Source organism: Pelomonas dachongensis, assembly GCF_043555865.1.
Lineage (GTDB): Bacteria > Pseudomonadota > Gammaproteobacteria > Burkholderiales > Burkholderiaceae_C > Pelomonas > Pelomonas dachongensis.
Genome location: NZ_JBIGHY010000003.1, coordinates 183,356 through 202,746 on the forward strand (window position 1 = coordinate 183,356; position 19,391 = coordinate 202,746).

Annotated in this window: 12 protein-coding genes; 3 read left to right on the forward strand and 9 right to left on the reverse strand. The window is 68.1% G+C overall.

Features of this window, described 5'->3' with window-relative positions:
* Nucleotides 1-27 precede the first annotated feature (27 nt).
* Nucleotides 28-1,746: a M14 family metallopeptidase gene (locus tag ACG02S_RS10055; protein ID WP_394470321.1), complete on the forward strand. Its 1,719-nt coding sequence runs from the start codon at nt 28-30 to the stop codon at nt 1,744-1,746.
* Nucleotides 1,747-1,763: 17 nt separating this feature from the next.
* Here the strand turns inward: ACG02S_RS10055 and ACG02S_RS10060 are convergent, their stop codons facing one another.
* Together ACG02S_RS10060 and ltrA are read right to left on the reverse strand one after the other, a co-directional pair.
* Nucleotides 1,764-2,432 (reverse strand): alpha/beta hydrolase family protein, encoded by a 669-nt coding sequence (locus ACG02S_RS10060; protein ID WP_394470322.1) that lies wholly within the window; start codon nt 2,430-2,432, stop codon nt 1,764-1,766.
* A gap of 118 nt (nt 2,433-2,550) precedes the next feature.
* Nucleotides 2,551-3,879 carry a group II intron reverse transcriptase/maturase gene (ltrA, locus tag ACG02S_RS10065; RefSeq protein WP_394470323.1) on the reverse strand — a complete coding sequence of 443 codons (1,329 nt, stop codon included), beginning with the start codon at nt 3,877-3,879 and terminating at the stop codon, nt 2,551-2,553.
* A 945-nt stretch (nt 3,880-4,824) separates the two neighbouring features.
* Between ltrA and ACG02S_RS10070 the strand changes: the two genes are divergently transcribed.
* Nucleotides 4,825-7,791 carry a TonB-dependent receptor plug domain-containing protein gene (locus ACG02S_RS10070; protein WP_394470324.1) on the forward strand — a complete coding sequence of 989 codons (2,967 nt, stop codon included), beginning with the start codon at nt 4,825-4,827 and terminating at the stop codon, nt 7,789-7,791.
* Between the two features lie 115 nt (nt 7,792-7,906).
* Here the strand turns inward: ACG02S_RS10070 and ACG02S_RS10075 are convergent, their stop codons facing one another.
* From ACG02S_RS10075 to ACG02S_RS10090, 4 genes are all read right to left on the reverse strand, one after another.
* Nucleotides 7,907-8,623: a queuosine precursor transporter gene (locus ACG02S_RS10075; RefSeq protein WP_394470325.1), complete on the reverse strand. Its 717-nt coding sequence runs from the start codon at nt 8,621-8,623 to the stop codon at nt 7,907-7,909.
* 28 nt (nt 8,624-8,651) lie between these two features.
* Nucleotides 8,652-11,942 (reverse strand): PAS domain S-box protein, encoded by a 3,291-nt coding sequence (locus tag ACG02S_RS10080; RefSeq protein ID WP_394470326.1) that lies wholly within the window; start codon nt 11,940-11,942, stop codon nt 8,652-8,654.
* Between the two features lie 83 nt (nt 11,943-12,025).
* Nucleotides 12,026-12,829, reverse strand: coding sequence for an orotidine-5'-phosphate decarboxylase (gene pyrF, locus ACG02S_RS10085; RefSeq protein WP_394470327.1), 804 nt, complete (start codon nt 12,827-12,829; stop codon nt 12,026-12,028).
* Nucleotides 12,826-15,063: a putative bifunctional diguanylate cyclase/phosphodiesterase gene (locus tag ACG02S_RS10090; RefSeq protein ID WP_394470328.1), complete on the reverse strand. Its 2,238-nt coding sequence runs from the start codon at nt 15,061-15,063 to the stop codon at nt 12,826-12,828. Before ACG02S_RS10090 ends, pyrF begins: the two co-directional genes overlap by 4 nt.
* A 70-nt stretch (nt 15,064-15,133) precedes the next feature.
* On the opposite strand from ACG02S_RS10090, the gene ACG02S_RS10095 reads away from it, so the two are divergent.
* Nucleotides 15,134-15,643, forward strand: coding sequence for a GNAT family N-acetyltransferase (locus tag ACG02S_RS10095; protein ID WP_394470329.1), 510 nt, complete (start codon nt 15,134-15,136; stop codon nt 15,641-15,643).
* A gap of 19 nt (nt 15,644-15,662) precedes the next feature.
* Here the strand turns inward: ACG02S_RS10095 and purB are convergent, their stop codons facing one another.
* From purB to ACG02S_RS10110, 3 genes are read right to left on the reverse strand one after another with little or no spacing between them, the layout of a single operon-like run.
* Complete coding sequence (purB, locus tag ACG02S_RS10100) at nt 15,663-17,039, reverse strand: adenylosuccinate lyase (RefSeq protein ID WP_394470330.1); 1,377 nt, start codon at nt 17,037-17,039, stop codon at nt 15,663-15,665.
* Nucleotides 17,040-17,072: 33 nt separating this feature from the next.
* Nucleotides 17,073-18,095, reverse strand: a complete 1,023-nt coding sequence (locus tag ACG02S_RS10105; protein WP_394470331.1) for a M48 family metallopeptidase — start codon at nt 18,093-18,095, stop codon at nt 17,073-17,075.
* Nucleotides 18,095-19,282 (reverse strand): YjgN family protein, encoded by a 1,188-nt coding sequence (locus ACG02S_RS10110; protein ID WP_394470332.1) that lies wholly within the window; start codon nt 19,280-19,282, stop codon nt 18,095-18,097. The genes ACG02S_RS10105 and ACG02S_RS10110 overlap by 1 nt, the downstream gene beginning before the upstream one ends.
* Nucleotides 19,283-19,391: the final 109 nt, after the last annotated feature.

Genomic DNA, 19,391 nt, shown 5'->3' on the forward strand with positions numbered 1-19,391 from the left:
CCCACCCGCGAGCCGCCGCAGACCCTCATGTCCAGCCCGCTGCCCAGCCCACGCTTCGACCACTTCTACCGCTACGACGAACTGACCGCCCTTCTGTTCGCCTACGCGGAGGCGCGCCCCAATCTCGTCTCGGTGCGCGCCATCGGCAAGAGCTACGAGGGCCGCGACATCTGGGTCGTCGTCGTCACGAATCTCGCCAGCGGCATGGACATCGACAAGCCGGCCATGTGGATCGACGGGAACATCCATGCCGCCGAGCTGACCGCGTCCACCACCTGCCTGTACTACCTGCACCAGCTGCTGACGCAGCACGGCGGCACGTCGGCCGAGGCGCAGCAGATCAACCGGCTGCTGGACACGCGCACGCTGTACCTGGTGCCGCGCCTGAACCCCGATGGCGCCGAGCTGGCCCTGGCCGACCGGCCGCGCCACATCCGCAGCTCCACGCGGCCCTACCCCTACACCGAGCAGCCGGTCGACGGCCTGACCGTCGAGGACGTGGACGGCGACGGCCGCATCCTGACCATGCGTGTGCCCGACCCGCACGGCGGCTACAAGAAGCACGCCGGCGACCCGCGCCTGATGGTGCCGCGCGAACCTGGCGAGCACGGCGGCGAGTACTTCCGGCTGATGCCGGAAGGCTTCATCAAGCACCACGACGGCCTGACGGTGAAGCTCAACCCCGACCGCGAGGGGCTGGACCTGAACCGCAACTTCCCCGGCGAATGGCGCCAGGAGTTCCAGCAGCTGGGTGCCGGCCCCTACCCCACCAGCGAGCCCGAGGTGCGCGCGATGGTGGAGTTCATCACGAGTCATCCCAACATCGGCGCGGCGGTCAGCTTCCACACGCACAGCGGCGTCATCCTGCGCCCCTGCGGCACGCGCAGCGACAAGGACATGACGCCCGAGGACCTGTGGCTGTTCCAGCAGTTCTCGGCGCTGGGCGAGAAGCACACCGGCTACCCGGCCGTCAGCATCTACGAAGAGTTCCGCTACCACCCTAAAGACGTCATCACCGGCACGCAGGACTGGGTCTACGAACACCTGGGCGCGCTGTTCTGGGTGGTGGAGCTGTGGTCGCCCAACAAGGAGGCCGGCGTCGAGGGCTACAAGTGGATCGACTGGTTCCGCGAGCATCCGGTTGAGGACGACCTGAAGCTGCTGCGCTGGAGCGACGAGAAGTGCGGCGGCCAGGCCTACGTCGCGTGGACGCCGTTCCAGCACCCGCAATTGGGCGCCGTCGAGATCGGCGGCTGGGACAAGATGAACTACTGGCGCAACCCGCCACCGGCGCTGCGCGAACGCGAGGCCGCGCGCTTCCCGGCCTGGATGACGCAGATTGCGATGAGCCTGCCCAAGCTGGAGCTGATCCGCACCGAGGTGCGGGCGCTGGGCCCGGACATGTGGCGCGTGCGCATGGCCGTCGCCAATGCCGGCTATCTGCCGGCCTACGTGACGCAGCGCGCGCTGGAGCGCAAGACCGTGCGCGGCGTGATATTCGAACTGCACATGCCCAGCGGCGACCCGGCCATCAGCCTGGTCAGCGGCAAAGAGCGCATGGAAGGGCCGCAGCTGGAAGGCCACGCCCCCCGGCAGAGCCAGCAGGCGTTCCTGCCCAGCAAACAGCCCACAGGCGATCGTGCCGTGGCCGAGTGGGTCGTGCGCGCGCCGGTGGGCACGCGGCTGACGCTGTCGGCCAGCGCGGAGCGCGCGGGCGTCGTGCGGACCGAGGTGGTGCTGGACTGAAACCGCGCGCCGGCGCGTCAGTCCGCCTGCCGGTCGCTCTCCCGGGCGGCGAGGACGGCCTCGCGCCACAGCCGTCCGGGAATGAAGGTGCGCAGCTGCTCCATGGCCTTGGCGATCAGCGCCGGGTGCAGGCCGTGGTCCAGGTGCGGCAGCAAGTCGGCCGTCACGTCGGCACCCAGGTCCACCAGCGCCTGCGCCGCGTCGACGACATGGCGGTACGGGAAGCGCTGATCCGCCAGCCCGTGGAACAGGTGCACGCAAACGTCCTGCGGCGCGGCCTCGGGCCGGGCCAGGTGGCTGCCCGCAAACGCCATCACGCGCCCCACCAGCGCGGCTTCCGCCTGCACCGCCTCCAGCGCCAGCAGCGCGCCATCCCCCACGCCGGCCAGCGCGACGCGCTGCCAGGGCAGATCCCGCTTGCGCGCCTCCATGCGCAGCCGCTCGATCAGGGGGGGCAACGCCGCCGCCACGCCCGCGTGGCTGGGCGCCGCCTGCGGCCACCAGCGGCAGCGCCCTTCGCCGTCGCGCAGCGGCGGGTGCAGGTTCAGCGTGACCGCTTTGGGGTACTGCGCCTGCAATGCGGCGGCCAGCGGCGCCAGCGTGTCAGGCCCGTCGGGCGCGATGGCGCTGTCGGGCAGCAGCACGAACAGCAGGTCGGGCGGGGCAGCATCAGGAACTGAGGTCATTGGTAGACGTTGATTCTTATTAAAGCCCGAAGGCCAGTTTCTGAGCCAACGCCCCCTTTCAAACCGTGCGTGCGAATTTCCCGCACACGGCTTACCAGTGGTCTGTCGGCTCGCAGCATTACGCGGAGCTCCCTATGACGGGAGTTCTGCCGGAATAACGGATGGTCCCGCGCAGGCGGTGGAGTCCAAGGTTTTCGAAGTAGTCGCGATCCCATCGCCGAGCACGTCCCGCTGGCAAGTTACGACCCGCACGTTTGATCCGCAGGCTCCGCAGCCGTCCCACGACATAGTTGTCCACGTCGAGGAAGTGATTGGCCGCGTTTCCCGTTTGGAAGTATTGACCCCAGCCACGCAGCACCGGGTTGAGCTGGGCGATGACGCTCCGCACATCCTCATGGCACCGCCCGCGTGGGGTCAGTCCTCGTACACGTTCTCGCACACGGTTCATTGCTTTGCGGCTCGGCCAGTTCTGCAAGTAGTACCGCTTCAGACCCTTCTGCTGCCACAGCCGGCCGCTCATGCGTTTGTGCAGATGGCACCCCAGGAAGTCGAAGCCCTCCTGGCCTTGCGTCAACACCGCACGTCGCGTCTTCTGTGGATGCAGCTTGAGCCCCAAGCGGTCCAGCACATGCTCGATGCGGCTTTGTGCTTCCTCGCAGCCACGCGCCGTTCGGCACATCACCACGAAATCATCCGCATACCGCACCAGCTCGCCCAGGTGCCGGCCATGCCTGGCCCACACCCGGTCCAGCACGTGCAGGTAGATGTTGGACAGCAGCGGCGAGATCACGCCGGCCTCCATCACCCCCGCCTGCAACCACTGCCTCACCAGCTTGAGCACCCGCCGATCGCTGACCCGCTGACTCACCAAGGTGAGCAGCTTGTCGTGGTCGATGCTGCCGAAGTAGTTCTCGATGTCGGCGTCCAGCACGTGATCCGCACCCGCGTTGGCCAGTTGCCTGATCCGCTGCAACGCCATCTGCGCACTGCGCCTCGGCCGGAACCCGTACGAGTCCGGACCGAAGTCCGCCTCGAAGATCGGCTCCAGCACCAGCTTGACCGCCATCTGCACCACCCGGTCTCGTACCGTCGGGATGCCCAGGGGCCGCTTCGCCCCGTCCGCCTTTGGAATGTAGGTGCGCCGCACGACCTGCGCCCCGTACTCGCCTGCACGCAGTACCTCGCCCAGCTCCTCCAGGAAGCGCCGGACTCCGTACTGCTCGACTTCGCCAATCGTCATCCGATCAGCGCCCGCTGCGCCCTTGTTACGGCGCACGCGCTTCCACGCCTCGTGCAGGATGTCAGCCCTGCACATATGGTCGTACAACGCATGGAAGCGCCTTTCCGGCGCCCGCTTGGCTGCGGCCCAGAGCTGCCTTTGCAGTTGTCGCACTTTGTCGCTCGATACAAGGTCGACGGGGTTGTTAGGTCCGGTCTTGCCGGCCATTCCCTCGCGCTTACCCGCTCCATCAGCATGACCACCGCAGGGACCCTTCCCTCCAGCCGCGTTATGCCGCACGGCCTTCGTCGATGGCGCTTGCGCCCCACCGTCCAGTACTACGATCCCCTCGGACTCCCGCTGCACACGTCTCGACTTCGCCTTGGGCTTATACGAGCGCGCTTGCCCCGACTCGGGCCGCGCAGACGGGTCTCTCACGTTCCACACCAATCCTTGCACGCGTGCTGCGCCCAATACCCCGCCGCAGTCCCCGGCGCGCTTCGGTTCTTGCGCCAAAGATGTTGCCTTCGCCGTGATATGAGCGGCTCGGCCTGCGGGTTGTAAATCTGACGAGGCTGCAGGCTTCACTTCATGTTGCGGCCCGCGTGCTTGCTTCCTGCTGAGCGGCTCTCGCCGGTTCACAGGCTTTTGACACCCCGCTCGGGCACAGAGGTCTCCCTCCACTACCTGGGGTCTGCTACCCGGCGCACCGACGCCTACCGGGACGGGACTCTCACCCGTTGGATTGGTGCAGCATGCAGCGGCTCTTCCTTGCCCTTGCAGGCTCAGCTTTGCTTTTGCTTCGTGACGCACCATCACCGGATTGTCGGCGTGTCGGCTGGAACAGCGCCCCCCGATGAAACGCGGCAGGACGGCACGACGGTCAGCACGGGATGCACGAATGTTGCGACGCAGCAACGACTTGCCACGCCGCATATAGATGGACGATGCATATCCAAATCTGATTCAGAACAGCGAAGTTCTGAGCGATCCGACTGTGCCCCGTCAGTTTCGAGGGCGACCGCTCTCAAGGTGCCTCTTATCTGCATTCTGACAACCTTGTAGAACTTGCTTCAACTTGGGCCAGAGTTGTCAAGAGGGACATGCCTGACTTCTTGTGCATCGAAGGCAAACGCCACACTCATGTCACGCAGTTCACTCGCCTTTACCTCCATGAAATCCTCAAGACACTTTCCAAGGCTTGCCGTTACGTTGACGGCGCTGGCAGCCCAGGCTTGCTGCTTCCAAGCTGCTGCGCAGAACAATCAGCAACTGGAACGCGTCGAAGTCACGGGCACCAACATCAAGCGCATCTCGCGTGAGACCGAGTCGCCCGTCGATGTGATCACGGCCAAGGACATCCAGGCCAGCGGCGCCCGCACGGCACTCGAAGTGCTGAAGATGGTCCCGTCGATCGGCAACGATGGCTACAACGACACCGCAACGCAGAACGGCTTCTCGCGCGGCGTCTCCACCGTGTCCCTGCGCAACCAGACTGCCACGTCGACCCTGGTGCTGATCAACGGTCGTCGCATGGCGCCATCGGCCTATGCCAACCCGAATAACGGCACGACGACGCTGTACGACCTGAATTCGATTCCGGTGTCGGCCATCGAGCGCATCGAAGTGTTGAAAGACGGCGCCTCGGCCGTCTACGGCTCCGACGCCATCGCCGGTGTCGTCAACTTCATTACGCGCAAGGACTACCAGGGCCTGCAGGTCAAGCTGCTGGCCGGCGCCAATGACGCGCGCGAGTACGAGCGCCAGACCGTCAGCGCCACGCTGGGCTTCGGGGACTTCGCGCGCCAGGGCTACAACGTCTTCATCGGCCTCGACTACACCCACAAGGGTCGGAGCATGGTCGGCGACTCGACCGACGAAGACATCCACGCCGCCGACTACCGAGCCATCAACCTGCGCCGCAACCCGTACGGCAGCTTTCTGTACAACAACCAGCCTTGGTTCATCCGCGAGAACGGCACGACAGGCTCGCGCAGCTTCCCGCAGACCGCCGCCGTGCCCGCCACCAACACGGTCAATACGGCAAACTGCGCCGACTCCGAGAAAATCGTTGGCGAGACCGCTCGCTACAACATCACGACCAACCACCTGCTGGGTCGCACGTTCTGCAACTACAACCTCGACCAGTTCGCCGAGATGCAGAGCCCGGGCGATGACCTGAACCTGTTGACGCGCGGCACGCTCAAGCTCGGCGAGTCCATGGAAGGCTTCGCAGAGTTCATGTACAGCCGAAGCGAGCGGCAGTACCTCGGCGCCCCGCGCACCATCAGCGGCCTGACGGTGGCCAACAACTTCAACGGCACCGGCCTGGCCGCGAGCTTCCAGCCCATCCTGGAAATCGGTCATCCCGACAATCCGTTCACCAACGCGCGTGCCGCGGTCCAACTGCGCTTCCCCACCGCACCGGGCGGCTTCGACCTGACGAACACCGGTGCTCGCGCGCTGGTCGGTGTGCGCGGAACGGCCGGTGCAGACATCGACTGGGAATCCGCAGTGTTGTGGAACAAGTCGGACCGCGACGAGTACTACTACGGCTTCCTGCGCCTGCCGGTGCTGCGCCAGATGCTGGGCCCGGCCTTCGGCGGCACGAACCGCTCGCTGGCCTCCATCTCGGCGGACCCGGACCTGTCGCGTCCGCTGCTGAACAGCGGCTCCGCCGAAGTGCTGCAGTGGGATGCCAAGGCCAGCACCACCATCGGCAAACTGGCCGGCGGTGACGTCGCGCTGGCCGCCGGTATCGAAATCCGCCGCGAATCCATCGACATCAAGGCCGACCCGGAGAATCTCGCCGGCAACGTGCTGGGTCTGGCCAATACCGCCGTCAAGGGCGATCGCGTCGTCAAGTCGGCTTTCGTCGAAGTCGTCGCGCCGGTGCTGAAGGGCCTCGAGCTGAACTTGGCCGGCCGCGTCGACAAGTACCCGACGCTGAAGACCAACTTCGTACCGAAGATTGGCGTGAAGTGGCAGGCAGCGGACACGCTGGCCTTCCGCGGCAGCTATTCGGAAGGCTTCCGTGCCCCATCAGTGTCGCAGGTGAGCCCGGGCGGCGCCCAGTTCTTCCTGAACGGCCTGGTCGATCCGGTGCGTTGTAACACCGAAGCCACGCCGCCGGTGCCGAAGCCGGGCGGCGAAACCGCCGACTGCAACAAGAGCGTCGCCGGCGTGGGCGGTGGCAATCCGACGCTGAAGCCCGAGAACTCGTACAACACGTCGATGGGCCTGCTGTTCAGCCCGACGGCCGGTGTGGACCTGGTGCTCGGCTACTGGAAGATCCGCAAGAACAACGAAGTGGCGCTGACCGACGGCCAGTCCGTGATCGACCACCCGGAGGCCTACCCCGCCGGTTCGCTGGTGCGTGACACCAACCCGAACCTGCTGTTGAACGGTCAAGCCGGCACCGGCCCGCTGCTCACCGTCTCGACGCCCTGGGTGAACCAGGGCACGACGATGACCTCGGGCATCGACTTCGAAGCCCGCGTCGCGGCGACGGTGATGGACGGCGTGCGTTGGAGCAACTCGCTGACGGGCCAGTACACGCTGAAGTACGAGCGCATCGAGCATCCTGGCTACGCCAGGAACAACCTGGTGGGCACGCGCGGCGGCTTGGCCGACTGGTCGACCTCGGCACCCGATGTGCCGCGCCTGAAGATGCGCTTCACGTCGTCGCTGGAGTCCGGTTCGCACACGCTGACGGGCGCGGCGAACTACGTCAGCGGCTTGTCCTTCATCCGCCGCATGGATGGCACCAACCTGCCGGAAGCCGGCATCACGCCGCTGTACTACTCGGGCACGAGCTGCCAATACGGTGGTGCGCTGAACGACCAGAACCTGTTCAGCCGGGCAGTCCTGGGCGTTGCACCCACTGCGACAAATGGCCGCGACCTGTACATCAACCGCTATCCGGGTTGCAACATGGCCAAGTGGGTCACCTTCGACGTGGGCTACACGTACAGCGGATTCAAGAATCTGACGCTGAGCCTGAACATCCAGAACTTCACCGACGAGAAGGCGCCTTACGACCCGATCGGCGCTACGGGATCGCAGCTGGGTCACAACCCGGGCCTGCACAACCCGTACGGCCGCTACTTCACCGCCTCGGCGAGCTACAAGTTCTGGTAATCGCCGCGCTGCTGGGCAGCAACTTCAAAGGGCACCGCGAGGTGCCCTTTTTCGTTCTGGTCCGCTGACGGGGCAAAGAGGCTGGCCATCAGCCGCCCCCAGTCTTGCCCGCGACTCACACCTTCATCGAGAACGGCGTGAAGTTGGTGCCGCGGTCGTAGTGGTCCACGCCCTCGGCGCGCTTCAGAAATCGGACGACCTTGGCCGTCACGGGGTACATGACCGCCTCCCAGATTGTCTTGAACAGGTACTGGGCAACGATGACGGCCACCAGTTGTTCGGTGGCCCAGACGCCCCAGAACGCGATCAGGAAGAACACGGTCGTGTCGACGAACTGACCCACCACCGTGGAGCCGACGATGCGCGCCCACAGGTAGCGGCCTTGGGTCGCGATCTTCATCTTGGCCAGCACGAAGCTGTTGGCGAAGCTGCCGCACGCGAACGCGACCATCGAGCCCGCCACGATGCGCCAGGTGTTGCCGAACACCGCTTCCAGCTGCGGCTGGTAGACGGCCATGAACTCGGTGGGCGCGGGCGGCTGGTGCACGACGACGTAGGCCATGAAGGCCGAGAAGGCCAGCGCGCCGAAGCCGGCCCAGACGACGCGGCGGTCGTGCTTGTAGCCGTAGACCTCGGTCAGGATGTCGCCAAAGATGTAGCTGATCGGGAAGAAGAACAGGTCGGCGCCATAGGTGACCGGGCCGAAGAACGGCAGCGTCAGCTGCGCCTGCTTGGCCGCCCCGATGAGGTTGGAGCACAGCAGCACGCAGACGAAGGCCGCCATGATCAAGTCGTAGTACTTGAACCGGGGCGGTGCGGTGGTGGCGTTCATGGGCTCCCTCCTGTTGGAGCCTGCATTCTCAGTGCGACGCCAGCAGCTTCACCAGCGTGGCGTGCAGTTTGGGAGGGTCGATGGGCTTGGTCAGGAAGTCGTTCATGCCCGCGGCCAGCGCGTCGTCGCGCTCGGAAACCAGCGCCGCGGCGGTCAGCGCGACGACAGGCAGCTCCTCGGCCGAGAACTGCCGGCGCAGCTCGCGCGTGGCGTCGTTGCCCCCCATGACGGGCATTTGCACGTCCATCAGCACCACGTCAAACGGCTTGCCGACGCTGGCTGCCGCGTGCACGGCCTCGATGGCCTGGCGGCCGTCGCTGGCCTGCGCCACCTCCATGCCCCACTGCTCCAGCTGCGCGACGGCGATCAGCATGTTGACCGGGTGATCCTCGGCGATCAGCACGCGCCGGCCGTGCAACGCCTCCGGCACGGCCCGCGATTCGCGCGGCTGGTGGGCCATCGGCGCCGGCGCGCCGGGCAGCGGCAGCTCGGCCCAGAAGGTGGAGCCCTGGCCGCTGCTGCTGTGCACGCCCACATCGCCGCCCATCAGCACCGCCAGTTCGCGGCAGATGGACAGCCCCAGGCCCGTGCCGCCAAAGCGCCGCGTGGTGGACTGGTCGGCCTGCGTGAACGGCTGGAACAGCCGCGCCTGCTGCTCGGGCGCGATGCCGGGGCCGCTGTCGCGCACCTCGATGCGCACCCACTCGCCGGCGCTGCCCTGCGTGTTGACCGACATGGCCTTCACGGCGACGGTGACGCTGCCCTGTTCGGTGAACTTCAGCGCGTTGGTCAGGTAGTTGGACAGGATCTGGCGCGTGCGCAGCGGGTCGCCGAACACCCAGCCGGGCAGCGCCGGATCGATGTCCACGGCGAACGACAGCCCGCGCGCCTGCGCCAGCGTCAGGTAGGCCAGCCGCATGGACCCCAGCAGGTCACGCAGCGAGAACGGCTGGCTTTCCAGCGTCAGCCGGCCGGCCTCGATCTTGGACAGGTCCAGGATGTCGGAGATCAGCCCCGACAGCCCTTCCGCGCTGTCCATCATCTGGTTCAGGTAGTCGCGGCGCTGCGCGTCGGACAGGTCGGGCTGCTGCGCCAAGCGGCCCAAGCCCAGCAGGCCGTTCAGCGGCGTGCGGATCTCGTGGCTGGTGTTGGCCAGGAAGGCGCTCTTGGCACGGCTGGCGGCCTGCGCTTCGTCCTTGGCGTGGGCCAGCTGGTCTTCCACGCGGCGGCGCTCGGTGATGTCTTCGATGATCCAGATGGTGCCGCCGCGGCTGGGGTGGGCGGGGTCCACGGCCTGGGCCAGCAGCCGCGCGAGAAAGGTGGAACCGTCGCGCCGGCGCATGGTGCGCTCGCTCTCGACCTGCTCGCCGGCCGCCAGGCGCGCGCCGATGGCGCGGCCAACGGCCTGCCAGTCCTCCACGCTCGGCCAGACCACGCTGCCGTGCTGGCCCAGCAGCGCACCGCGCTCCCAGCCGAACATGTCCTCGACGCGCGGGTTGGCCAGCACGAACTGCTGGTCACGCGTCAGTGCGATGCCGATGGACGCGTTCTCCAAGATGGCGCCGTGGACCAGCCGCGTGCGTTCGCTTTCGGACACGTCACGCGCGTAGAGCACCAGGTAGTTCTGCCCGTCCATCTCGAACGGCGCGACGGACACCAACATGGCCACCGCCGTGCCGTCCTTGCGGCGGAAGCTCACCGGCAAGTTGCTGGCAATACCGTCGCGGCGCAGGGCCTCGCGGATCGCGTTGCGGTCGTGCGCCTGGTGCCAGATGCCGATCTCCTCGGACGTGCGACCCAGCACCTCGGCGCTGCTCCAGCCGCTGAGCTGCTCGAAGGTCTTGTTGACCATCGCGTAGCGGCCGCTGTCGGCCTCGGTCAGCGTGATGACCTCGGGGCTGGTCGCCACCAGGTGCGACAGCAGGCCTTCCGAGCGGCGCAGCGCATCCTGCGCGCGGCTCTGCTCGGTCTGGTCGGTGAAGAAGGTCAGCGTGGCCGGGCCGGATGCCGTCTCCACGCGCACGCTGGTGGCCTGCACGAGGCGGCGCCGGCGCGACAGCGTGCGCAGGCGGAACTCGGCCATCGGCTGCATCGCGCCGGGCGCCAGGCCCTCCAGCCGCACGGCCTGCTGGCGCGCCGTCTCATCGTCGCCCGGCTCGTAGTGGCTGAACAGGTCCTGGCCGATCATGCTGGAGCGCTGCGCGTAGCCGAACATGGCCATCGCGGCCGGGTTGGCGTCCACCACGCGGCCCCAGCGGTGCAGCACCAGCGGGCTGGGCGAGCGGCGGAACAGCTCGCGGTAGCGCGTCTCAGTGGCATGCAGCGACTGCTCGGCGGCGACCTCGTGGGTGACGTCCCGGCCGACGCCCCAGTAGCCGCGGAAGTTGCCCTTGGCGTCGAAGCGCGGCTCGCCGCTGATGGAGACCCAGCGCGGATGCCCGTCCGCGCCGGTGCGGCGCGCCACCATGCCCTGGAAGGCGCGCCGCGACTCCAGGTCCGCGCGGTGGGCGTCCAGCTCGTCGTCGGACACGCCCATGCCCTCCACCTCCCAGGGCGTCTTGCCCAGTCTCGAGGCCAGATCCAGCCCCGAACTGCCGGGCCGCTCCTCCGCCACATGCGTGAAGCGGAACTCGCGGTCCATCTCCCAGTACCAGTCCACCGCCATGCCCAGCAGGCCGCGAAAGCGCGCAGTGCGCTCCTCGGCCTCCGCCAGCGAGCGCTTCACCATCTTCAGCACACCGACGCCGGTGATGAGGCCCGAAAACAGCATCGCCGCCTGCGCCGAGGCCCGCAGCAGCAGCTCGGGAGACGTCACCGACCGGGTGGGCCAGCCCAGCGCCTCGGCCAGGCCCAGGCCGAACAGCGCCGCGGCGCCCAGCGCCGTCAGCGTCAGCCCGGCCCACAGGCCCAGCAGCGCGGTCGCAAAGGCGACCACCAGGCCCATCAACGGCAGGCTCATGGACCACAGGCCCAGGTCGCGCGATACCGACACAACGACGGGCAGCGCCATGACCAGCGCCAGCATGCCCAGCGCCAGCCACGGCCCCTGCTGCCGCGACCGCTTCAGCAGCAGCAGTCGCAGCAACGCCAGCCCGGCAATCAGCAGGGCGAAGGCCGGTGGCACCCAGCCGCCCTGCCACTCCTGCGGCGCACGCGTGAACCACAGCAGCAGCGCCACCGGCACGAAGATCTGCGCGCAGGCCAGCAGAAAGACGCGTGACGCCTGCCAGCGCATGCGCACGTGCAGCTGCTCCCGCTGCTGCTCGGGCGGCAGGGCGTGGCCGACGAGGCTGCTGAGTTCCTCGGCCGTCCTGCCCATGTCAGCGCTGCCCGGCCGCCCGAAAGCGCTGACGCGCCAACGCGGGGGGCAGCGAACGAAGTGAGCGTGAGGGCGTCATGTCCTCAGGCAAGGCTGGCGCGTGTGGCGAGTGCGACGTCGCGGGCGCGGGCGGCAAAGTCGGCACCGCTGCCGGCGTACAGCACCGCACGCGACGAGTTGACGACCAGCGGCGCCCCGCGGCCGGCCGCCTGCACGACGGCGGCGGCGTCACCGCCCTGCGCGCCCACACCCGGCACCAGCAGCGGCAGCGTCGGCGCCAGCTCGCGCACGCGGGCGATCTCGGAGGGGTAGGTGGCGCCGACCACCAGCCCCAGCTGGCCGTTGCGGTTCCACTGCGACTCGGCCAGATGCGCCAGATGCTCGAACAGGCGCGGCTGGCCCGGCACGTCGGCCAGGCGCTGCATCTGCCAGTCGTCGCCGCCCTTGTTGGACGTGCGGCACAGCAGGATGGCCCCCTTGCCCTCGTAGGCCATGTAGGGCTCCACGCTGTCGAAGCCCATGAAGGGCGACAGCGTCACCGCGTCGGCCTGGTAGCGCTCGAAGGCCTCGCGTGCGTACTGCTCGGCGGTGGAGCCGATGTCGCCGCGCTTGGCGTCCAGGATGACCGGTACGCCCGGTGCGACCGCATGGATGTGGGCGATCAGCCGCTCCAGTTGCTCCTCCGCGCGATGCGCGGCGAAATAGGCGATCTGCGGCTTGAACGCGCAAACCAAGTCGTGCGTGGCGTCCACGATGGCGGCGCAGAAGTCGTAGATCTTGCTGGCGTCGCCGGCCCAGTCGCCCGGGAAACGGCTCGGCTCGGGGTCCAGGCCCACGCACAGGCGGGAGTGGGAAGTCAGGGTCTGCAGCTGGGCGGCGAAGTTCATGAGAGCGCGAGCGAGGCGGAGATCGGCGGATTCTCGGCGAGCACGAACGCGGCGAACGCCTCGGCCGGCAGCGGCCGGCTGAACAGGTAGCCCTGCACGGCCTGGCAGCCCTGGCGGCGCAAGAAGTCCAGCTGGCCCTGCGTTTCGACGCCTTCGGCCAGCGTCTCCAGCCCCAGCGCCTCCGCCATGCGGATGATGGCGTCGACGATGGCGCGGTCCTCGACGTCGTCGGTCAGGTCGCGCACGAAGGACTGATCGATCTTCAGCTTGCCGACGCGGAACTTCTTCAGGTAGCTCAGCGACGAATGGCCGGTGCCGAAGTCGTCGATGGACAGCTGCACGCCGCGTGCATGCAACTCCTTCATCACGATGATGGCGGCGGCGGGGTTCTCCATCGCGGCACCTTCGGTCAGCTCCAGCTCCAGGCGCTCGGCGGGCACGCCCACGTGGGCCAGCACGCGTCCGACGAGGTCGGGCAGGTCATCGTGGCGGAACTGCACCGCCGAGAGGTTGACCGCCATGGTCAGCTTAGGCAGTCCGGCGAGGTCCCAGCGGTGCAGCTGCGACAGCGCCTCCTGCAGCACCCATTCGCCGATGGGCAGGATCAGGCCCGTGGTCTCGGCGATGGGGATGAACTCGGCCGGCGACACCCAGCCCAGCTCCGGGTGCTGCCAGCGCAGCAGCGCCTCGGCGCCGATGATGCGGGCCTGGCCGTCGGAGGAGAGCGCGAGCTGTGGCTGGTAGTGCAGGCTCAGCTGGTGCCGCTCCAGGGCGCGGCGCAGCGCGTTCTCCAGCTGCAGTGTGCGCGCCGACTGGGCCTGCATCTCGCTGGTGAAGAAGCGGTAGGCGTTGCGGCCATCCTTCTTGGCGCGGTACATGGCCGCGTCGGCGCACTTGAGCAGGTTGTCGAAGTCGTCGCCGTCGGTCGGGAACATCGCGATGCCCATCGACGGCGTGACGGTCAGCTCCTGCTGGTCGACCTGGAACGGCGCGCTGGCCAGCGCCATCAGCTTGGTGGCCAGGTGGGCGGCGCCGGCGATGTCGGTCAGCGGCAGCACCAGCACGAACTCGTCGCCGCCGGTGCGGGCCACGGTGTCCTGCTCGCGCACGGCACCGCGCAGCCGCGTGGCGAGCTGCACCAGCAACGTGTCGCCGATGCGGTGGCCCAGCGTGTCGTTGACGTTCTTGAAATGGTCGAGGTCCAGGAACAACACGGCCAGCGGTTCGTCGCCACGGCGGGCGATGTCGATGGCCTGGCTGGCGCGGTCGGCCAGCAGGTGGCGGTTGGGCAGGCCGGTCAGGCCGTCGAACATGGCCAGCCGCTGCGCGCGCGCCTCGGCGGCCTGCTGCTCGGCGATCTTCAGCTGCAGCTCGGCCACCGTCTGGCTGAGTTGCTCGGTGCGCTGCGCGACCAGTGCCTCCAGCTGCTGCTTGGCGTTCACCAGTTCCTGCTCGACCAGCTTGCGGGACGTGATGTCCTGCGTGATCCAGATGGAGCCGCGCGACAGGTCGCTGCGGTCGATGGCCTTGCTGCGCACCTCGCACCAGACCGGGCTGCCATCCTTGCGGCCCAGCAGCAGCTCGCCGTGGAAGGACTCGCCGCTGGCCAGCGGCTGGTAACAGAGATCGCCTGCGGCCTGCCAGTCCTCGTCGCTGAGGTACCAGGTGCGCGACAGCTGCCCGTCCAGCTCGCCGGGGCCGTAGCCGAACAGCTGCTCGAATGCGCGGTTGCAACGCGTGACGCGGCGCCCGCGCAGGAACACGATGCCCACCATCGCGTGGTCGAAGATCAGCTGCTGCTCGGCGTGCAGGTCGGCCAGCTTGGCATCGGCCAGCTTGCGATCGTGGATATCGTCGACGATCCAGATCGAGCCAGCGGCCGGGTCCTCGGGGTTGATCAGGCGCCCGGTCAGGTGGGCCCAGAACTTCTCGCCGTTCTGGCGCAGCATCAGCTGCTCGCTGCGGAAGGTCTCACCGGCGGCCAGCACCGGGTAGGCACGCCGGCCCAGGCTGCGCGCGACCTCCTCGCTCTCATACAGCTCCACGCTGCTGCGGCCCACGGCCGCCTCAGGGCTGGCGAAGCCGTAGATCTCGGCGTAACGCTGGTTGCAGCGCACCAGCGTGCGGGCCTTGACGAACACGACGCCCACACCCGCATTGGCCAGGATGACGTCCAGCTCCCGCAGCGCCTGGCTGAGGGCGGGGTTGTCGCGGGTGTCGGGCGCGAGGCTCATGAAGGGCAGGACAAGGGCAATCGATCAGGTAGCGATAACAGCAGGCGTGAACCGGCTATTGTCTGGATCCATGCTGATCCTGGACACCGAACGGCTGGCGCTGCGTGAATTCACACCGCTTGACGCCCCCTTCCTGCTGCGCCTCGTCAACGAGCCCGGCTGGCTGCGCAACATCAACGACCCCGGCGTGCGCACGCTGGACGACGCGCTGCGCTGGGCCGAGGGCCGGTTGTTCAAGGCGTACCGCGAACTGGGTCACGGTTTCTGGGCCCTACAGCGGCGCAGCGACGGCGAGCTGGTCGGCATGTGCGGCCTGTTCAAGCGAGCGGCGCTGCCCGAGCCCGACCTGGGCTACGCGCTGCTGGCCTCGCACGAAGGCCAGGGTTACGCGCTGGAGGCCGCGCGCGGCTGCGTCGCCCACGCACGCGAGCGCCTGGGCTGGCCCACGCTGATGGCCATCACGGCGGTGGACAACCCGCGCAGCGTCGCGCTGCTGGGCAAGCTGGGCTTTGCCGAGCAGGGCCAGGAACAGCTCGAGGGCTACAGCGGGCCCTCGAGAGTGTTCAAGCTGGCGCTGTAGCACCAGCAGCCGGCAAGCGTCAGACCCTCTTGGCCAGGTCTTGCGCGATGCCCGTGTAGCTGCCCGGCGTCATCTTCAGCAGCCGCGCCTTCTCGGCCTTGGGCAAGTCCAGCCCTTCGATGAAGGCGCGGATGGATTCCTGCGTGATGGCCTTGCCGCGCGTCAGCTCCTTGAGCTGCTCATACGGGTTGGGCAGGCCGAAGCGGCGCATCACCGTCTGAATCGGCTCGGCCAGCACTTCCCAGGCGGCATCGAGGTCGTCAGCCAGTGCGACCTCGTTCACCTCCAGCTTGCCCAGGCCCTTGGCCAGCGAGTCGTACCCCAGCAGCGCATAGCCCAGGCCCACGCCCATGTTGCGCAGCACGGTGGAGTCCGTCAGGTCACGCTGCCAGCGGCTCACCGGCAGCTTCTGTGACAGGTGCGTCAGCACCGCGCTGGCCAGGCCGAAGTTGCCTTCCGCGTTCTCGAAGTCGATGGGGTTGACCTTGTGCGGCATCGTCGAGCTGCCGATTTCGCCCGCCTTGGTGCGCTGCTTGAAGTAGCCCAGGCTGATGTAGCCCCACACGTCGCGCGACCAGTCGATCAGGATGGTGTTGGCGCGCGTGAACGCGTCGAACAGCTCGGCCATGTAGTCGTGCGGCTCGATCTGGATGGTGTACGGGTTGAAGGTGAGCTTCAGCTGCTTCTCGATGACGCCCTTGCTGAAGGCTTCCCAGTCGTGCCTGGGCCAGGCCGACAGGTGGGCGTTGAAGTTGCCGACCGCACCGTTCATCTTGGCCAGCGGCTTCACGGCCGCGATGCGCGCGCGCGCCGTGACGAGGCGGGCCACGACGTTGGCGATCTCCTTGCCCACCGTCGTCGGGCTGGCCGTCTGGCCGTGCGTGCGGCTCAGCATCGGCACGGCAGCGAACTGGTGCGCCATCTTGCGCAGCGTGGCGACGATGCCGTCCAGCGCCGGCAGCATCACTTCATCGCGCGCCGCCTTCAGCATCAGCGCGTGGCTGGTGTTGTTGATGTCTTCGCTGGTGCAGGCGAAGTGCACGAACTCACCGGCGGCTTCCAGCTCGGGGTGGCCAGCGAAGCTGCGCTTGATCCAGTACTCCACGGCCTTCACGTCGTGGTTGGTGGTGCGCTCGATGGCCTTGATCTCTTCCGCATCGGCCTCGCTGAACTTCTTCACCAGCCGGCGCAGGCGCGAGCGCGCGGCGCTGCTCAGCGGCTTGAACTCCTTGAAGCCGGCGTCGCTCAGCGCGATGAACCATTCCACCTCGACCTGCACACGGCGGTGCATCAGACCGAACTCGGACAGCAGCGGGCGCAGTGCGGCCACTTTGGCGGCGTAGCGGCCGTCCAGCGGCGAGAGGGCGCTGATCGCGGAGTAGTCGGAGGTGGTCATGGCAGCCGGGCGGATCGTGGAAAACCCGCGATTCTAGTTTTCGCTGAAGAAGCGCACCCGCTCCGCATCCGCAGGGTGCGTGGAGATCGCGATGGCCAGCGGGTGCTCGCCGACGCCGGCGTGCTTCTCGGCGATTCGCTCGAAGAACACCGCCATGCGCGACGTGTCCACGCCGCCCGCCCGCGCCAGTGCACGGCCGTAGAAGTCGGCCTGGCGTTCGTTGTCGCGCGAGTAGGCGTTGGTGGCCAGCAGGGCGGGCGCGGCGGCCAGCAGGCTGGAGAAGTCACCCAGGATGACCGACGTGACCACCCCGATGGCGCCGGCCCGCAGCAGCATGCGCAGGCCATGGCGATGCTGCACATGGCCCAGCTCGTGGGCCAGCACGGTCAGCACCGCGTCGGGCTCGTCGTTCAGCAGCTTCAACAGCGCGTCGGTGATGACCACGTCGCCGCCGGGCAGCGCGAACGCGTTGGGCCCCAGCGCCTTGCTGCCGGCGCGGAAGTGGATCTCGTAGCGCGCCGGCAGCGCCGGCGCGCCGGCCGTGCGCGACTGCGCCAGCATGCGCTGCCAGCGCTCGCGCCAGGCCTGCTGCTGCGCGGCGCTCAGCTGGGTGGGATGCAGCCAGTCACCGTCGAGGCTGGCCAGCAGGTGCTCGCTGAGGCGCTGTTCCGCCGCCGGCGGCAGCGCGTCGACCGCATGGTCCACCGCCCAGGGCAGGCCCCAGCGGTAGGCGGCGGCAAGACCTGCCACCAGCAGCACCAGCGACAGCACGGCCAGACGCCAGCTCTGCTGCCAGCGCACGACGAGGCTGTCGGCCCGCCCGGAAGCCTGCGCCCAGGCGTCGAACGCAGCGGCATCGCCAAAGCTCAACAGGCCGCCACCCGGCAGCAGGATCTGGCGCTGGCCATGACGCTGGCGCTCGGGCCAGGTCAGCGCGGTCAGCGGCGCACTCTGATCGCCGAAGTGCAGCGTGCGGCCGTCTAGCCAGACCTCGACCGGCCGCGCGCGGGCGCTGATGCCGTCGAACCAGTCGCCGACCAGCCGCGGCGCGTTCATCACAGCCCCATGTCGATGCCGAAGAAATCGCCGGCGGCCTCGCCGGTCGCATCCTCGTGGCCGGCGCTGGCTGTCGCCACCCAGTGCTCGGGGTCGGAGCTGCTGTCGATGTGGACCGACTGCAGCCGCAGGCGCGCCGCGGACACGGCGGCGAACGGCCGGTACAGGCCCAGCGTCACCAGCGTCAGCAGCCAGTTCTTCAGCGTCAGACGGCACAGCGAACGGAACTTCAGCTGGCTGCGGAAGGCAAGCACTTCGCTGCGTGTGCCATTCCAGACCAGGTTCTGCAGCCGCGCGGCCCCGTAAGGCATCACGATGGCGAAATAGACCACGTAGCCCAGCACAACGCCCAGGCCCACGAAGGCCAACCGCAGCTCGCGCGGACCGTCCAGCGCCGTCGACAGCGCCGTGAAGGCCGCCACGATGAGGCCCATCAGGAGCATCGGCGGCAGCGACACGCCGATGACCTTCAACGACAGCAGGTACATCTCCGCCACCGACAGCTTCACGCGCGACTGCTGGCCCGCGATGCGGTAGCCGTTGTGCTGGTAGCGCTTGAACAGCGCCAGCGACCAGGGCGCCAGCAGCATCATGCAGGCGGCACCCACCATATAGACACCCACGGCCGGCGTGAATCCACCTCCTGCCTTCATCGCCTCGGGGTCCATCAGCGAGGCGCCGCCCACCAGCGCGATGGCCGGCAGGTAGCTGGGCGCGCAGGCCAGGTAGGCCGCCTTCAACGAACCGTCGAAGCGCATGCGCAGACCGCGCCAGCTGGTGTTGCCCAGGCGGAACTGCAGCGACGCACGCCACAGCGCCGGCCACACAGCGCACAGGATCAGGAACGCCACGATGGCCGCCACCGGCGACAGGTGCCCGGCCGCGCTGTACGCGCCCATCAGCACGATCAGCAGCAAGAAGCCGCGGAACATCTTCCAGGCATCGCCATGGAAGCTCAGCGCCTGGCCGTCCACCAGCGTGTTGGCATAGAAGTAGCGGATGCGCCGCGCCTTCGCGAACGGGAAGTACAGCCCCAGCGTGACAAGAATGAGCAGCAGGTTGACGGCCCAGATGCGGAAGTACTCGCTGCCGGAACCCGTGAAGCGGATTTCCAGGACACGCGAGCGCGTTTCAGGCACGGCGGGGGCCGCGCCGGAGCCAACCGGCACGGAGTCGATGTCTTGCATGGGAACTCCCTGAATGATCGCCACCGTCTGGCGCGGTGGACCGGACGACACTCTGACGAGTGCCGCCGGGGCTGGCAATCCCCGCTTCCCTGGGTGTTGTCGGCCCCAG

What these genes read in the sequence shown, in the direction of transcription:
- purB (WP_394470330.1), bottom strand. Translation starts at nt 17,039, where the DNA reads ATGACCACCTCCGACTACTCCGCGATCAGCGCCCTCTCGCCGCTGGAC.
- pyrF (WP_394470327.1), bottom strand. Translation starts at nt 12,829, where the DNA reads ATGAACTTCGCCGCCCAGCTGCAGACCCTGACTTCCCACTCCCGCCTG.
- ACG02S_RS10055 (WP_394470321.1), top strand. Translation starts at nt 28, where the DNA reads ATGTCCAGCCCGCTGCCCAGCCCACGCTTCGACCACTTCTACCGCTAC.
- ACG02S_RS10095 (WP_394470329.1), top strand. Translation starts at nt 15,134, where the DNA reads ATGCTGATCCTGGACACCGAACGGCTGGCGCTGCGTGAATTCACACCG.
- ltrA (WP_394470323.1), bottom strand. Translation starts at nt 3,879, where the DNA reads ATGGCCGGCAAGACCGGACCTAACAACCCCGTCGACCTTGTATCGAGC.
- ACG02S_RS10110 (WP_394470332.1), bottom strand. Translation starts at nt 19,282, where the DNA reads ATGCAAGACATCGACTCCGTGCCGGTTGGCTCCGGCGCGGCCCCCGCC.
- ACG02S_RS10070 (WP_394470324.1), top strand. Translation starts at nt 4,825, where the DNA reads ATGAAATCCTCAAGACACTTTCCAAGGCTTGCCGTTACGTTGACGGCG.
- ACG02S_RS10090 (WP_394470328.1), bottom strand. Translation starts at nt 15,063, where the DNA reads ATGAGCCTCGCGCCCGACACCCGCGACAACCCCGCCCTCAGCCAGGCG.
- ACG02S_RS10080 (WP_394470326.1), bottom strand. Translation starts at nt 11,942, where the DNA reads ATGGGCAGGACGGCCGAGGAACTCAGCAGCCTCGTCGGCCACGCCCTG.
- ACG02S_RS10105 (WP_394470331.1), bottom strand. Translation starts at nt 18,095, where the DNA reads ATGAACGCGCCGCGGCTGGTCGGCGACTGGTTCGACGGCATCAGCGCC.
- ACG02S_RS10060 (WP_394470322.1), bottom strand. Translation starts at nt 2,432, where the DNA reads ATGACCTCAGTTCCTGATGCTGCCCCGCCCGACCTGCTGTTCGTGCTG.
- ACG02S_RS10075 (WP_394470325.1), bottom strand. Translation starts at nt 8,623, where the DNA reads ATGAACGCCACCACCGCACCGCCCCGGTTCAAGTACTACGACTTGATC.